Source organism: Saccharothrix sp. BKS2 (assembly GCF_047689505.1).
Classification (GTDB): domain Bacteria; phylum Actinomycetota; class Actinomycetes; order Mycobacteriales; family Pseudonocardiaceae; genus Actinosynnema; species Actinosynnema lopnurensis.
In genome coordinates this window covers 162759-177382 of record NZ_JAUQOL010000002.1, presented here as the reverse complement: position 1 = coordinate 177382, position 14624 = coordinate 162759, and the positions used below count along the sequence as shown (strand labels likewise).

General features: G+C 73.3%; 16 protein-coding genes. 8 read left to right on the top strand and 8 right to left on the bottom strand.

Going from position 1 to position 14624, the window contains the following annotated elements; translation table 11 throughout:
• Positions 1 to 60 precede the first annotated feature (60 nt).
• Both Q5530_RS03480 and Q5530_RS03475 read right to left on the bottom strand, forming a co-directional pair.
• Positions 61 to 1275: an acyl-CoA dehydrogenase family protein gene (locus Q5530_RS03480; RefSeq protein ID WP_415360665.1), complete on the bottom strand. Its 1215-nt coding sequence runs from the start codon at positions 1273 to 1275 to the stop codon at positions 61 to 63.
• Positions 1276 to 1281: 6 nt separating this feature from the next.
• Complete coding sequence (locus Q5530_RS03475) at positions 1282 to 1923, bottom strand: SCP2 sterol-binding domain-containing protein (protein WP_415360663.1); 642 nt, start codon at positions 1921 to 1923, stop codon at positions 1282 to 1284.
• 100 nt (positions 1924 to 2023) lie between these two features.
• On the opposite strand from Q5530_RS03475, the gene Q5530_RS03470 reads away from it, so the two are divergent.
• The gene (locus Q5530_RS03470; RefSeq protein ID WP_380642426.1) at positions 2024 to 2698 is read left to right on the top strand and encodes a TetR/AcrR family transcriptional regulator; all 675 of its coding nucleotides are present in this window, start codon (positions 2024 to 2026) and stop codon (positions 2696 to 2698) included.
• Positions 2699 to 2733: 35 nt separating this feature from the next.
• On the opposite strand, the gene Q5530_RS03465 is transcribed toward Q5530_RS03470, so the two are convergent.
• A complete protein-coding gene (locus tag Q5530_RS03465; RefSeq protein WP_415360661.1) occupies positions 2734 to 3660 on the bottom strand; it encodes an alpha/beta hydrolase in 927 nt (308 codons plus the stop codon).
• 129 nt (positions 3661 to 3789) lie between these two features.
• On the opposite strand from Q5530_RS03465, the gene Q5530_RS03460 reads away from it, so the two are divergent.
• Complete coding sequence (locus Q5530_RS03460; RefSeq protein WP_415360660.1) at positions 3790 to 4221, top strand: MarR family winged helix-turn-helix transcriptional regulator; 432 nt, start codon at positions 3790 to 3792, stop codon at positions 4219 to 4221.
• On the opposite strand, the gene Q5530_RS03455 is transcribed toward Q5530_RS03460, so the two are convergent.
• A complete protein-coding gene (locus Q5530_RS03455; protein WP_415361165.1) occupies positions 4211 to 5056 on the bottom strand; it encodes a MaoC family dehydratase in 846 nt (281 codons plus the stop codon). The genes Q5530_RS03460 and Q5530_RS03455 overlap by 11 nt on opposite strands.
• On the bottom strand, positions 5056 to 6390 hold the full coding sequence (locus tag Q5530_RS03450; protein ID WP_415360658.1) for a 3-oxoacyl-ACP reductase: 1335 nt from the start codon (positions 6388 to 6390) through the stop codon (positions 5056 to 5058). The genes Q5530_RS03455 and Q5530_RS03450 overlap by 1 nt, the downstream gene beginning before the upstream one ends.
• An 88-nt stretch (positions 6391 to 6478) precedes the next feature.
• On the opposite strand from Q5530_RS03450, the gene Q5530_RS03445 reads away from it, so the two are divergent.
• Together Q5530_RS03445 and Q5530_RS03440 are read left to right on the top strand one after the other, a co-directional pair.
• Positions 6479 to 7747: an acetyl-CoA C-acetyltransferase gene (locus Q5530_RS03445; RefSeq protein WP_415360656.1), complete on the top strand. Its 1269-nt coding sequence runs from the start codon at positions 6479 to 6481 to the stop codon at positions 7745 to 7747.
• Between the two features lie 64 nt (positions 7748 to 7811).
• A complete protein-coding gene (locus Q5530_RS03440; protein WP_415360655.1) occupies positions 7812 to 8915 on the top strand; it encodes an OmpA family protein in 1104 nt (367 codons plus the stop codon).
• A 13-nt stretch (positions 8916 to 8928) separates the two neighbouring features.
• On the opposite strand, the gene Q5530_RS03435 is transcribed toward Q5530_RS03440, so the two are convergent.
• Positions 8929 to 9552, bottom strand: coding sequence for an SIMPL domain-containing protein (locus Q5530_RS03435; RefSeq protein ID WP_415360654.1), 624 nt, complete (start codon positions 9550 to 9552; stop codon positions 8929 to 8931).
• Positions 9553 to 9916: 364 nt separating this feature from the next.
• Here Q5530_RS03435 and Q5530_RS03430 point away from each other — a divergent pair, with 364 nt between their 5' ends.
• Both Q5530_RS03430 and Q5530_RS03425 read left to right on the top strand, forming a co-directional pair.
• Positions 9917 to 10063 carry a hypothetical protein gene (locus tag Q5530_RS03430; RefSeq protein ID WP_380642440.1) on the top strand — a complete coding sequence of 49 codons (147 nt, stop codon included), beginning with the start codon at positions 9917 to 9919 and terminating at the stop codon, positions 10061 to 10063.
• 430 nt (positions 10064 to 10493) lie between these two features.
• Entirely contained in the window at positions 10494 to 10865 is a 372-nt protein-coding gene (locus tag Q5530_RS03425; protein WP_415360652.1) for an NTP pyrophosphohydrolase, read from the top strand.
• Positions 10866 to 11038: 173 nt separating this feature from the next.
• Here the strand turns inward: Q5530_RS03425 and Q5530_RS03420 are convergent, their stop codons facing one another.
• Together Q5530_RS03420 and Q5530_RS03415 are read right to left on the bottom strand one after the other, a co-directional pair.
• Entirely contained in the window at positions 11039 to 11305 is a 267-nt protein-coding gene (locus tag Q5530_RS03420) for a type II toxin-antitoxin system RelE family toxin (protein ID WP_415360650.1), read from the bottom strand.
• A gap of 3 nt (positions 11306 to 11308) precedes the next feature.
• Complete coding sequence (locus tag Q5530_RS03415; RefSeq protein ID WP_415360648.1) at positions 11309 to 11560, bottom strand: type II toxin-antitoxin system Phd/YefM family antitoxin; 252 nt, start codon at positions 11558 to 11560, stop codon at positions 11309 to 11311.
• Positions 11561 to 11674: 114 nt separating this feature from the next.
• Between Q5530_RS03415 and Q5530_RS03410 the strand changes: the two genes are divergently transcribed.
• Together Q5530_RS03410 and Q5530_RS03405 are read left to right on the top strand one after the other, a co-directional pair.
• On the top strand, positions 11675 to 13513 hold the full coding sequence (locus tag Q5530_RS03410; RefSeq protein ID WP_415360646.1) for an NHL domain-containing thioredoxin family protein: 1839 nt from the start codon (positions 11675 to 11677) through the stop codon (positions 13511 to 13513).
• Between the two features lie 9 nt (positions 13514 to 13522).
• Positions 13523 to 13843 (top strand): GroES family chaperonin, encoded by a 321-nt coding sequence (locus Q5530_RS03405; protein WP_380642446.1) that lies wholly within the window; start codon positions 13523 to 13525, stop codon positions 13841 to 13843.
• Positions 13844 to 14624 lie beyond the last annotated feature (781 nt).

Genomic DNA, 14624 nt, shown 5'->3' with positions numbered 1-14624 from the left:
CCGCGTCCCGAAGACCCCGTCCCGCTCCCAGACGGCCTGACGACGGCCTGAGGCGATCAACTACCGAATCGTCATCCCGGAGATGGCCCGTGAAATGACCAAACGCTGGATTTCGCTGGTCCCCTCGAAGATGGTGAAGATCTTCGCGTCCCGGTGCATCCGCTCCACCGGGTGCTCCCGCGTGTACCCGGCCCCACCCAGCACCTGGATCGCCCGCTCCGTGACCCACACCGAGACCTCACCGGCCTTCAGCTTGGACATCGACCCCTCACCCGCCGTGAACGGGACGTTGTTGCGGCCCATCCACGCGGCCCGCCACACGAGCAGCCGCGCGGCGTCGATCTCCATCCTCATGTTCGCCAAGTCGAACGCGATCGACTGGTTCTCGATGATCTTCCGCCCGAACGCCTCGCGGTCCTTCGCGTACTCCAGCGCGTACTCGTAGGCCGCCCGCGCCACGCCCACCGCCATGGCCCCCACCGTGGGACGCGTGGTCTCGAACGTCGCCATCGCCGCCTGGCCACCGGCTCGCTGACCCTCGCGGGCTCGGGCCAGCCGCGCCTCCAGCCGCTCCTTGCCGCCCAGCAGGCAGCGACCCGGCACGCGCACGTCGTCGAGGAACACGTCCGCCGTGTGCGACGCGCGCATCCCGTGCTTCTTGATCTTGCCCGGCGAGGACAGCCCCGGCGTGCCGGGCGGGATGACGAAACCGGCCTGCCCCCGCGCGCCCAGCGCCGGGTCGACCACGGCCGTCACCACGTGGACGTTGGCGATGCCGCCGTTGGTGGCCCACGCCTTCTGGCCGTTGAGCACCCACTCGTCGGAAGCCTCGTCGTACACCGCCCGCGTCCGGTAGCCCGCCACGTCGGAGCCCGCCTGCGGCTCGGACGCGCAGAACGCGGCCAGCTTCGGCTCGTCCTCCGTGCCGAAGCACTCGGGCACCCACTCGGCCAGCTGCTCGGGCTCGCCGGACGCGAAGATGCCCGCCGCGGCCAACCCCGTGCCCATCAGCGCCAGCGCGATCCCGGCGTCACCCCAGAACAGCTCCTCGGTGGCGATCGGCAGCGACAGCCCGATCGGGTCGGCGAACCACGTGGCCAGCGACTCGAACCCGTACAGGCCGATCTTGGCGGCCTCCTGGATCACCGGCCACGGCGTCTCCTCGCGCTCGTCCCACTCGGAGGCCGCCGGTCGGATCACGTCCTTGGCGAAACCGTGCACCCAGTCGCGCAGGTCGACCTGGTCCTCGTTCAGCTCAAGCGAAAAACCGCCCATGTCCCCTCACGCCTTCGGGATGTTGAACAAGCTCATGAAACCGGCCGCGAAGCCCAGGTCGCCCTTGACCTTCAGCTTGCCGGTCATGAACAGCACCGGGGCCGACGCGTTGCCGGTCGCGAGCTTCAAGAACTCCACCGGTCCCAACGTCACCGAGGCCCTGGGGTCACGGGTCGCGGACTTGTTGATCACGCACGCGGCGTTCTCGATGATCACCTCGTACAGGTCCTCGGGCGACCCGCCGGTGAGGTGGAAGTGCACCACGGCCCGCGTCGCGCCGGCCCGGTCGCCGCGGAAGTGGGCCTCCATCCGCCGGAACACCTCGTCGAGCACGCGCGTGCGCAGGCCGGGACGGGACGTGACCGCCTCGACCTGGTCCTTGGACGCGCGGGAGATGATGCGCGCGAAGTTCTGTGGGTCCATCCGCGCCAGGTCCAGGGCGGCGCCGCCGTCGGCCAGCGCGCCGAGCGCGTCCAGCAGGTCGGCGAACTCGTCGCGGCCGAGCTTCTGGGGGTCGATGGCGCGCGCGATGACGTCGATGTCGACGTCCCGGAGCGCCGGGTCGTCCGGGTCGACCTGCTGGAGCGTCGAGATCAGCTCCCGCGGGCTGAGCTTGGCGATCGCCTCGGTGGAGAGGTCGATGGTCATGGGTGGCACCTCCGCTACCTACTAAGCGGTAAGCCTACTGGCCAGTAGGTAGGGGGGCAAGCACTTCGGAGTAACCTTGCCGCAGTCTTCAGGGGGTGTGATGCACGCTGAGCAACCGGTACGCGCCGGCCGGGCGAAGAGGCTGCCCCGCGCGGTGCGCGAACGGCAGATCATGGACGCGGCCGTGGACGTCTTCTCGCGCCTGGGTTTCCACGCCGCGTCCATGGACGAGATCTCCGAGGTCGCGGGCATCTCCAAGCCCATGCTGTACGCGTACCTGGGCTCGAAGGAAGAGCTGTTCGCCACGTGCATCCGCCGCGAGGCCACCCGCATGATGGAGGCCATCGCCCACGGCGTCGAGGCCGAGTCCCCGCCGGACGTGCAGCTGTGGAGCGGGCTGCGCGCGTTCTTCGGCTTCGTCGGCGAGAACCGCGCCGGCTGGCAGGTCCTGCACCGGCAGGCGTCCTCGCAGGGCGGGCCGTTCGCCCGGGAACTGGCCGACATGCGCGGCCGGGCGATCAGCCTGGTGGCCGCGCTGCTGGTGCACTCCGCCGACTTCGCGAACGTGCCGCGGGCCGGCGACAAGGAGGCCGAGTCGCTGGCCGCGGCACTGGTGGGGGCGGGCGAGTCGCTGGCGGACTGGTGGCTCGACAACCCCGAGGAGCCGGCCGGCGTCGTCGCCGCCCGGCTCATGAACCTGGTCTGGATGGGTTTCGGGGACCTGGTGGCGGGCGACGTGTGGCACCCGCCGTCACGGCGGACGACGGCCGGCTAGTCCGAGCCGGCTGGTCCCGGGCCGGACCGGGCCGGTCAAGCCAGGGCGTCCTTCAGCACCGCGACGGCCTGGGCGATGGCTGCCCCGGCGGCGTGGGTCTCGCGCAGCGCGTTGAGCATCACGAAGTCGTGGATCACACCCTGGTAGCGGACCGCGGTGACCGGCACGCCCGCCTCGCGCAGCTTGGCGGCGTACGCCTCGCCCTCGTCGCGCAGCACGTCGGCCTCGGCGGTGATCACCAGCGCCGGCGGCAGGTCGCGCAGCTGGTCCACGGACGCCCGCAGCGGCGAGGCGGTGATCGCGGCCCGCTCCTCCGCCGAGGTCGTGTACTGGTCCCAGAACCACTGCATCGCGTCGCGGCGCAGGAAGTAGCCCTCGGCGAACTCGTGGTACGACGGCGTGTCGAAGGCCGCGTCGGTCACCGGGTAGAACAGCACCTGCTGCACGAAGCGCACGTCGCCGCGCTCCTTGGCCAGCAGGGTCAGCGCGATCGACATGTTCCCGCCGACCGAGTCGCCCGCCACCGCGAGGCGCGAGGCGTCGAGGCCCTTCGCGGCGCCCTCGGTGGTGATCCACCGCGCCACGGCGTAGCTCTCCTCGATCGCGGTCGGGTACTGGGCCTCCGGGGAGAGGCTGTAGTCGGGGAACACCACGGCCGCGCCGGTGCCGACGGCCAGTTCGCGGACCAGGCGGTCGTGGGTGTGGGCGTTGCCGAACACCCAGCCGGCGCCGTGGACGTAGAGGACCACGGGCAGCGTGCCGGTGGCGCCGAGCGGGCGCACGATCCGGACGGGCACCTCGCCGACGGTCACCCGCTCCTCGTCGACCTCGGGCTTGACCACCTCGCCCGACTGCACCTCGTCCACGGCCTTGCGGCCGTCGACCGGGCCCAGGTCGAACAGGTACGGCGGGTTGGCGGTCGCGGCGGCGAACGCGGCGGCGGCGGGCTCCAGGAAGGTCATCTCGGGCTCCTTGTCCCTCGTTGCGGGCTGACGGTCAAAAACATAGCTTGCACTTAGATTGTGCACAATCTAAGTGGGTGCTGGTGTACCGTGGGCTCCCTCACAAGGGGCACCCGGAGGAGGAACGTCGTGCGGGACTTCAGCCTGGAGCTGGACGACCAGCTCTGCTTCGCGCTCTACGCCGCCTCGCGGGCGGTCACCGCGCGGTACCGCCCGCTGCTGGACGAGCTGGGCCTGACCTACCCGCAGTACCTGGTGCTGCTGGTGCTGTGGGAGCGCGGCTCGGTCCCGGTCAAGGACCTCGGGACCGCGCTCCAGCTCGACTACGGCACGCTCTCGCCCCTGCTCAAGCGGCTGGAGGCCAACGGCCTGGTGCGGCGCGAACGCCGCGCCGAGGACGAGCGCTCGGTGCGCGTCGTGCTCACCGCGCAGGGCGAGGAGCTGCGGGAACGCGCCAAGGACGTGCCGCCCGCGATGGGCGCGGCCATGGACCTCGACCCCGAGCGGACCGCCCTGCTCCGCGACCTGCTGCGCACCCTGGTCGCCAACGTCAGCCGCTGATCACGCCCTCCAGGTGCGGCTTGCGCGACCACAGCGCGAACCGCCAACCGCTCCCGGTCGGGGTGGTCGAGAAGCCCACCCGGCCGGGCAGGGCGAGCGGGGCCTTGAACCGCACGTCCACCTCGCACGCGTCCGGCAGCCGGCCCTCGAACGCCGCCACGCACCGGGCCTTCGACCACATCCCGTGCGCGATGGCCCGGGGGAAGCCGAACGCCCTCGCGGTGAGCGCGTGCAGGTGGATGGGGTTGCGGTCGCCCGACACCTCGGCGTAGCGCCGCCCGGTGTCGGCCGGCACCCACCACACCGCGGTGGGCTCCGGCGCCCCGGCCCGCTCGCCGCCGGTCCGCCCGCCGCCGCCCTGCCCGCCGCCCCGCTCACCCCCGGACCCGCCGCCGACACCCCCGTCCCGCCGCAGGTAGGTCGACACGTCGACCCACACCTCCTCACCGTCCACGGCGGCCGTGGTCACCACGTCGAACTGCCGCCCGCGCTCGTGCGGCCGCAGGTCCACCGCCTCCACGCGCAGCGACAGCGGCTCGCCCACCAGCAGCGGCCGGGTCCGGGTGATCCGGTTGGCGACGTGCACCAGGCCGGGCAGCGGGAACGGGAACCCGGGCCCGGTCATCAGCGCGACCTGGAGCGGGAACCCGAGCACGTGCGGGTAGGTGATCGGCAGCTCGTCGCGCACGCCGAACCCGCATACCCGGCCGTAGCGGGCCAGGTGCCCCGGGTCCACGACCACCTCGGCGGCCGGCGAGGTCCCGGGCAGCTCGGAGCCGCGCCGGGTGAACCCGGTCAGCGCCGCCTTCGCGTACAGCCACGTCAGGTTCGCCATCACGCGCCCAGCAGGCTCTGCCCGCAGACCCGCACGACGTTGCCGTTCACGCCGGCCGACGCGGGGTGCGCGAACCACGCGATCGCCTCGGCCACGTCGACCGGCAGCCCGCCCTGCGACACGCTGTTCATGCGCCGCCCGGCCTCGCGGATCACCAGCGGCACCGCGGCGGTCATCCTCGTCTCGATGAACCCGGGCGCCACCGCGTTGACCGTGGCGCGGCCCGCGACCTCGGTGGACAGGGCGTCGACCAGGCCGATCACGCCCGCCTTGGTGGTGGCGTAGTTGGTCTGGCCGACGTTGCCCGCGATGCCCGCGATGGACGACACGCCGATGATCCGGCCGTTGGCCCGCAGGGCGTCCGCGGCCAGCAGCGCCTCGGTCACCCGCACCGGTGCGGCGAGGTTCACCGCCACCACCGCGTCCCACCGGTCCGCGTTCATCCGGCCGAGCGTCCGGTCCCGGGTGATGCCCGCGTTGTGCACCACGACGTCCGCGCCGCCGTGCCGCTGCACGAGGTGCTCGACCAGCCGCCCCGGCGCGTCGGCCGCGGTGACGTCGAGCTGGAGCGCCGTCCCGCCGACCCGGTTGGCCACCCCCGACAGCTCCTCGCCCTGCGCGGGCACGTCCAGGCACACCACGTGCGCCCCGTCGCGCCCCAGCACCTCGGCGATCGCCGCGCCGATGCCGCGCGCCGAGCCGGTGACCAGCGCGACCTTGCCCGCCAGCGGCCTGTCCCAGTCCGCCGGGACCTCGACCTCGGCCGGGTCGACCCGGATCACCTGGCCGGACACGTACGCCGACCGCCCGGACAGCAGGAACCGCAGGGTCGACTCGATCGCGTCCTCGGCGCCGGGCGCGACGTGCACCAGCTGCGCCGTGCCGCCGCGCTTGAGCTCCTTGCCGACCGACCGGGTGAACCCCTCCAGGGCGCGCTGCGCGATCCGCGACACCGCCGACTCGGGCGGCGTGCCCAGGACGACCACGCGCCCGGACGGGCCGAGCGACCTGATCACCGGGTGGAAGAACCCGTGCAGCTCGCGCAGCCGCTCGACCGAGTCGATGCCGGACGCGTCGAACACGAGCGCGGCGTACCGGCCCGCGCCCGCGCCCGAGCCGGCCTCCGGCCCCGCCTCCACCACCCGCGCGCCCATCGACCCCAGCGCCGAGCGGACGGGTTCCACGAGCCGCCCGCCGCCGCCGAGCAGCACGGGGCCGTCGAGCGGGGGTTGGCCGGGGACGTGGCGGCGCAGCGGGTGCGGGTGGGGCAGGCCCAGCCTGCCCACGACGAACCGCCCGAACCCGGAGTTGGCGAACGACTGGTACCGATCCATGCGGACATTCCACCCCCTACTCGTTGGTAAGTCTACTGATCAGTAGGTAAGATCCGGGCAGCACCCGCCCACACCCCCGGAGGACGACATGGCGCGCGTAGCGATCCTCGGCGGCAACCGCATCCCCTTCGCCCGCTCCAATGGCCCCTACGCCGCGGCGTCCAACCAGGACATGCTCACCGCCGTGCTCGACGGCCTGGTCAGCCGCTTCGGGCTGCGGGGCGCGCGGCTCGGCGAGGTCGTCGCGGGCGCGGTGCTCAAGCACAGCCGCGACTTCAACCTGGTCCGCGAGGCCGTGCTGGGCAGCGGGCTGGCCGCCGAGACGCCCGCGCACGACGTGCAGCAGGCGTGCGGCACCGGCCTCCAGGCGGTGATCGCGGTGGCCAACAAGATCGCCCTCGGGCAGATCGAGGTCGGCATCGCGGGCGGCGTCGACACCACCAGCGACGCGCCGATCGCGGTGAACGAGGACCTGCGCGCCGTGCTGCTGGAGTTCAACCGGGCGCGCACCGCGGGCGCCCGCCTCCGGGCCGCGCTCAAGCTGCGCCCCCGGCACGTCGTGCCCGAGGTCCCGCGCAACGGCGAGCCGCGCACCGGCCTGTCCATGGGCGAGCACGCCGCCGTCACCGCGCGCGAATGGGGGATCACCCGGGAGGAGCAGGACGAGCTGGCCGCGGCCAGCCACCGCAACCTCGCCGCCGCCTACGACCGGGGCTTCTTCGACGACCTGGTGACCCCCTTCCAGGGGCTGACCCGCGACCAGAACCTGCGGCCGGACTCCAGCGCGGAGAAGCTGGCCCGGCTCAAGCCGGTGTTCGGCCGCGGCGAGGGCGCCACCATGACCGCGGGCAACTCCACGCCGCTCACCGACGGCGCGTCCGCGGTCCTGCTGGCCTCCGAGGAGTGGGCCGAGGCCCGGCGCCTGCCCGTGCTCGCCTACCTGACGTTCAGCGAAACCGCCGCCGTGGACTACGTGCACGGCGGCGAGGGCCTGCTCATGGCCCCCGCGTACGCGGTGCCGAGGATGCTCGACCGCGCCGGGCTCACCCTCCAGGACTTCGACTTCTACGAGGTCCACGAGGCGTTCGCGTCCCAGGTGCTGGCCACGCTCAAGGCGTGGGAGGACGCGGACTTCTGCAAGGGGAGGCTGGGCCTGGACGCGCCGCTGGGCGCGATCGACCGGTCGAAGCTCAACGTCACCGGCTCGTCGCTGGCCGCCGGGCACCCGTTCGCGGCGACCGGCGGGCGGATCGTGGCCACGCTGGCGAAGCTCCTGGCCGAGCGCGGCAGCGGGCGTGGGCTCATCTCGATCTGTGCGGCGGGTGGTCAGGGCGTTACGGCGATCGTGGAGCGATAACCCGAACGTTACGCCAATAGAGTGATGCAGGTAACACTGAGCGTTCCGCCGTCGCTGGACAGTCATGGACCACTCACGGCTCTTCGCCGCGGTCGTGCTCGTGGCGGCGACCTGTGCTGCCTGCGGCGGGGACTCCGGCGACACCACCACCGTGCGCATCGGGGTGACCGCCTCGGCCAACGAGCCGCGCGTCGAGCTGACCAGGACCGTGGCCGAGCGGCTGACCACGGCGTTCGAGGACGGTCAGACGCGCCTCGTCGTCTACCGCGACGGCGAGGCGGCGGGCGGCGCCCACTCCGACGAGGTCGTCTCGGCCGACTCGGACGACGGGCTCGACGCGGCCGGCCGGGTGGCCCGGCTCAACGGGCAGCTCGCCCGGATCGGCGGCTCCGGCTCCGCGCTGGACCCGCTGTCCGTGCTCGCCGACATGGCCTCCGCCGAGGGCCCCGCCCTGCTCGTGCTGCACAGCAGCGGGCTCCAGACCACCGACCCGCTCGACCTGACCAGGCTCGGCCTGGACCTCGACGTGGCCGCGCTGGTCGACGCGGTGCCGGACGACGCGCTGCCCGACCTCGCGGACAAGGAGGTCGTGTTCTCCGGCCTCGGCCAGGTCAACGGCGCGCAGCGGCCGCTGCCGCCGGGCGCGCAGGCGGCGCTGGTGCGGCTGTGGCTGGGCATCTGCGAGCGGTTCGGCGCGGCGAGCTGCACCCACGACCCGGACCCGGTGCCGCCGGGCGGGCCGGTCACCCGGGTCGAGGTGCCGACCGTGGACATCGGGGAGGTGCAGCACCAGGACGCGCTGGTGAGCATCCCCAGCTCGGTGCTGTTCGAGGCGGGCGGCGTCGAGCCGGCGCCGGGGGCCCGCGAGGTGCTGCGGGAGGTGGCCCAGAGGTTCGACGGCCGCACCACCGGGCGGGTCATCGTCCGCACGGCCACCGCGGACTCGGCCGAGGCCGCGCTCGACCTGACCCGGCGCCGCGGCGAGCGCGTGGCGGCGGAGCTGGTGGACCTCGGCGTGAGCCGGTCGGCGCTGACCGAGGTCGTCGGGGCCGGGTTCGGCGCGCCGCTGGCCGTGGACCTGGACTCCTCGGGCGACCTGGTCCCCGACGCGGCCGCGCGCAACCGGTCCGTGGTGGTGGAGCTGGCGCGGCCGGGTTCCAACAGCTAGCGGGCCGGGGAGGTCAGTCCAGCAGCGACCAGGTGGCGGTGCAGCGGATCGTGACGGTGATCTGCTGCGCCTCCAGGTTGAGCCGCCCCACCTCCGGTGCGGCGCCGGGCGAGCCACCGCCGTAGGCGGCCATCATGCGCGACGAGTCGCCCGCCCACGTCTCGGCGTCGCCGTCGGCGAGCCGGTGCAGCGGACCCAGCCGCGCGCCCAGGGCCTGGACGTAGCCCTCGGCCCGGCGGCGCGCGTCCACCACGGCCTCGCGCTGCGCCTCGCGGACGGCCTCCGAGTCGTCGGCGAGCTGCCAGTTCGGGCCGCCCAGCCAGCTCGGCTCGGCGGTCACCAGCGCGGCCAGCAGGTCGTCGAGCCGGGCGAGGTCGTCGACGCGCACCACGTAGTTCTGCGTGGCGCGGCTGCCGGACCGCCGCTTGCCGTCCCAGTTGTCGTGCACGTGGAGCTGCCGCGAGCGGACCTCGACGCCCGGCCCGGTCAGCGCCGCCTCCACGCCGGTGATCCGCGCGGTCAGCGCGTTCACCGCCTCGTCGCGGGTCGAGCCCGTCGTCTCGAAGCCCACCTGCACCTCTGCGCGGTCGGCGGTCCGCTCGACCCTGCCGACGCCCTTGGTCACCACTTCGGCCACGAGGCCACGCTACCGCCGATGACGTTCGACGGGGCCGCGCAGCTCGATCACCTGTTGACCGGTGGTCCGCCTTCGGACGCGCCGACAGCGGTTTGTCCCGGGACGCGCCGACGGCGTGCGGGAGCGGACCCGCCGCGCCCTCGTCCGTCCCCGGTCCCCGGCGGTCGGAGCGTCCGCCGGACAGTCGAAGGCGCATCCGGTACAGGAGGTGTCTGCCACGCGAATCGTCGGCATCTATGCGGTTGCGACCGGTGATTCATCGGCATGTGCGGTACCTCACCGGAAAATCGGGTGCGCTTCCACCCCTGAAGGGTGCATACTTGAGGCACACCACCAAGAGATGTCTGAGAGGGATGAACCCCCGATGAACTTCACTGCGAAGCTCCGCGCTCGTCGTGTCGAGGCTCGCAACCGCAAGGCTGTCGCCCGAGCGATCGACATGGCGCCGACCCCGTCGATGCGCCACGAGCTGATGGCGATCGCCCAGTCCCAGGTGACCGGCCTCCGCTGAGGTCAGGCCCTCGACGCCTCCACCGGCCCGCGCGACGGCCGCCCGATCGACACCGGGCGCACGCCCCGCCGCTCGCGCGCCGGTGGAAGGGGAACGACGAAGCCCTGCCGCACCTCCCGCGCGGCAGGGCTTCGCCACATCAGAAAAGTGATCTCCGTCACACCCGATAGCGGATGTAACAGTCCACGATCGTGTCCCGATGTTCCTGATGACCCCGCGGTGCTGTCGGACCCCCGACCTGGCAGCACCGCGGGGTTTCCCGTGTCCCGGCTACTCGGCCGTGGCCGAGCCGTTCCAGGTGTCATCCGTTCTGCGGGCACGCCTGATCGTCACTGCTTCCCCCTGGTTGTTCTGCTTGTCCCCCATGGACAACTCCATCGTGCCACCGGGGTACGACAGTTTCTTGAGCGTTTGCTGAGAGCATGAACCGGTGAGGCTCCCGCTCCTGGTCGTCGACGCGGCCAACGTCGTCGGCTCCGTCCCCGACGGCTGGTGGCGCGACCGAGCCGGCGCCACCACCCGGGTGAGGGACAACCTCCTGGGCGTGGTCGACCCGGGCCTCCCGACCTTCCCCGGCCCGCTGGAGATCGTCCTCGTGGTCGAGGGCAGGGCCCGCGGCGTCGAGTCGGTCCCGGGCGTCCGGGTGGTCGCCGCCGGCGGGTCGGGCGACGACGAGATCGTGGCGGTGGTCCGAGCCGAGGGCGCCGACCGCCCCTGCGCGGTGGTCACCGCGGACCGCGCGTTGCGCGAGCGGGTGACGGCGCTGGGCGCGGAGGTGCTGGGTCCCCGCTCGGTCCGGTGATCTCGCGTTCCGCTCCCGCCGCCGTGCCCGTGTCCGAGTCCCCGAGTCGGTCGGGCGCGGGTGGTTCAAGACGGGTGGCCGCGAACTCGCCGACCTGCGCGGCAAGCTCGTGCCGCTCGACTTCCGGACCGCCTACCGCCGGTAGGTCAACTCCCGCTCGTCGGTGGCCGCACTCACGCTTTCCGGTACACCTCGCGTCGATGCGCCACCCGCACGACCGTCACGAGCACCTTGGTGTCTTCGACCTGGTAGACCACCCGGTGGTCGCCGATCCGGATGCGCATCACGCCTGCCGGTTGACCCGTGAGCGCTCGGCACCCCGGCGGGCGTGGATCGGTTCCCAGGGCCGTCACCGCCAGGGCGATCCTGCGTCCGGTCTGCCTGTCCAGCTCGCGGAGCTCCCGCAGGGCGGAAGTCGTCCACTCGATCTCGTACGGCACGGGTCAGGCGTCACCGAACTCGGCGAGCACGTCGCGGTGGGGAACCCGTGGTTCGGCAGAGGCGAGCGCCTCCCGTGCCGCGGCGAGATCGGCTTCGTCCTCGGCCGCTTCGAGCCGCCGGAGGTCGTCGATCGAGACGACCGCGGCCACCGGTCGACCGTGCCTCGTCAGCACCGCTCGTTCGTGTGCGTGCTCGACCCTGGAGACGACCTCGCCGAGCTGGTCCCTCGCCACGCTGATCGGCATCTCACTCATTCCCCAAATTGTACAAAATGGGGATAACCTGGGCAAGGTCGAGCCGCGCTCGAACCGCTGCCCGCATCGTGGACACCGGAACAGACCGGCCTCGACGTCGTGTTGACTCCGGACGTGACGACCGCTCCACGCCGCCGTGCCCGTGTCCGCGCCCCCGAGCTCGTCGGGCGCGAGTGGTTCAACACGGGTGACCGCGAACTCAAGCTCGCCGACCTGCGCGGCAAGCTCGTGCTGCTCGACTTCTGGACCTTCTGCTGCATCAACTGCCTGCACGTGCTGGACGAGCTGCGCCCGCTGGAGGCCGAGTTCCCCGACGTCCTGGTGACGATCGGCGTGCACTCCCCCAAGTTCGTCCACGAGGCCGAGCGCGCCGCCGTCGCCGCGGCCGTCGAGCGGTACGCCGTCGAGCACCCCGTGCTCAACGACCCCGAGCTCACCACCTGGCAGAACTACGCGGTGAAGGCGTGGCCGACCCTCGTCCTGGTCGACCCGGAGGGCTACGTCGTCCACGTCGCGGCCGGTGAGGGCCACCTCGACGCGCTGCGCCAGGTCGTCTCCGAGGTCGTCGCCGAGCACGAGGCCAGGGGCACCCTCCACCGCGGCGACGGCCCGTACGTCGCGCCGCCGCCCGCCGCGACCGAGCTGCGCTTCCCGGCCAAGGCCCTGCTCACCCCGCGCGGCACCCTGCTGGTCAGCGACTCCGCCCACCACCGCCTGGTCGAGCTGGACGCCGACGGCGAGACCGTCCTGCGCCGCTTCGGCACGGGCGAGCGCGGCCGCCGCGACGGGCCGGACCCCACCTTCTCCGAGCCCGCCGGCCTCGCGCTGCTGCCCGCCGGGGTCGCCGAGCGGGTCGGCTACCACGTCGTCGTCGCGGACACGGTCAACCACCTGCTGCGCGGCCTGGACCTCGACACCGGCGAGGTCACCACCGTCGCCGGCACGGGCGAGCAGTGGCGCGACGGCGCGACCGACGGCCCTGCCGACGGGATCGCGCTGACCAGCCCGTGGGACGTGGCCTGGTGGGAACCGGCCGGCGGCGTGGTCGTGGCACTGGCCGGGAACCACACGCTCGGGCTGTTCACGCCGCTGGAGGGCCGCCTCGAACGCCTCGCCGGCACCACCGTCGAGGGCCTGCACGACGGGCCCGCGGCGGAGGCGTTCTTCGCCCAGACCTCGGGCCTGGCCGCGGCCGGCGACCGGCTGTGGCTGGTCGACTCGGAGACCTCCGCCCTGCGCTGGCTGGACGCCGACCGCACCGTGCACACCGCCGTGGGCAAGGGCCTGTTCGCCTTCGGCCACCGCGACGGCGACGCCGAGCAGGCCCTGCTCCAGCACCCGCTGGGCGTGACCGCCCTGCCGAACGGCCAGGTCGTCGTCGCCGACACCTACAACGGCGCCCTCCGCCGCTACGACCCGGCCACCGGCGAGGTCTCCACCCTGGCCACCGACATCGCCGAGCCGTCCGACGCGGTCCTGGTCGACGGCGAGCTGGTCGTGGTGGCCTCCGCCGCCCACCGCCTGGAGCGCCCGATCGCCCCCGGCGCCCGGCTCAGCGTCAGCGGCGACGCCCACGAGGTCCGCCGCCCGCCGTCCGTGGTCGGTCCCGGGGTCCTGGAGCTGGCCGTCGTGTTCACCCCGCCCACCGGCCAGAAGCTGGACGACCGGTACGGCCCGTCCACCCGCCTGGAGGTCACCAGCTCCCCGCCCGGCCTGCTGGCGGGCGGCGCGGGCGTCGGCACGGACCTGGTGCGCGAGCTGCGCGTGGCCGAGGGCTTCACCGAGGGCGTGCTGCACGTCGTCGCGCAGGCCGCGAGCTGCACGGACGACCCGGCGGTCGAGCACCCGGTGTGCCGGCTGGCCCGCCAGGACTGGGGCGTGCCGATCCGGGTCGAAAAGGACGGACCGGACCGCCTACCCCTCATGATGGGTGGCCTCGACGAGTCCATCTAGACTCTGCGGGTGGCCGATGTCAAGCTCGAGATCCAGATGCTGCACGACCGCGTGATGGTGCGGATCTCGCCGGAGGACGGCGAACGCCGCAGCAGCGGTGGCATCGTGATCCCGGCGACCGCCCAGATGGCCAAGCGCCTGGCCTGGGGCGATGTGATGGGGGTCGGCACCAACGTGCGGCACGTCAAGGTCGGTGACCGCGTGCTGTTCAACCCGGAGGAGCAGTTCGAGGTCGAGGTGCAGGGGCAGACCTACCTCGTGATGAGGGAGCGGGACGTCCACGCCACCGCCACCGAGCGGACGGACCAGGGAACCGGGCTTTACCTGTGAACTGCCCGAACGTGATCGTCGCGTGACGGCGGTCGGGTAAGCAGTCCCAGGACCTTGCGGAGAGGCAAGAGGGGGAGCGGTGCCGGAGAACCAGCGACCGGAGTACGACGCTGAGCGGACCAAGGCGATGGAGCCGGTCCGCCCGTCGGGCACCGCTTCGGAGCGCACGACGCAGATCGCCGCGTCGTCCGTCCAGGAGGCCGGGTGGCCCCAGGCCGAGTGGCCGCAGGAGGAGCCGGACACCGAGGCGGGAGCCGGCTCCGACGCCAACGCGACCGTCCGGAACGTCACGCCGCCCGGACCGCCGGCCAACGGCGCCGCGCCGGCCGGACCGCGGCCCAACGGCAAGGCCAACGGCCCGGCCAACGGTCAGGCCACCGCCAAGGCCGGCGGCCAGGGGATCGAGGCCACGCAGGTGATGCAGCCGGCGGTGGACGTGACGCGCGCCCTGTCGGGTGAGCAGAACCGCCAGGCCGAGCAGAACCGCCCCGCCGACGCCACGCAGGTCGTCCCCTCCGACGCGACCCGGGCGCTCCCGGCCGACGCCACGCGCGCGCTGCCCGTCGACGCCGCCCGCGCCACGTCCGCGCCCCAGCCCCAACCCACGCCCCAGCCCCAACCCACGCCCCAGCCACACCCCGCGCCGTCCGCCGACGCGACCCGCGCCATGGCCCCGCCGCCCCCGCCCGCCGAGCAGACCCGGGCCATCCACACCCCGCCCGGCGGCTTCGCCCGCGGCCCGTCCCCGTCCGAGGCCACCACGGTGTTCAGCACCCCGGTG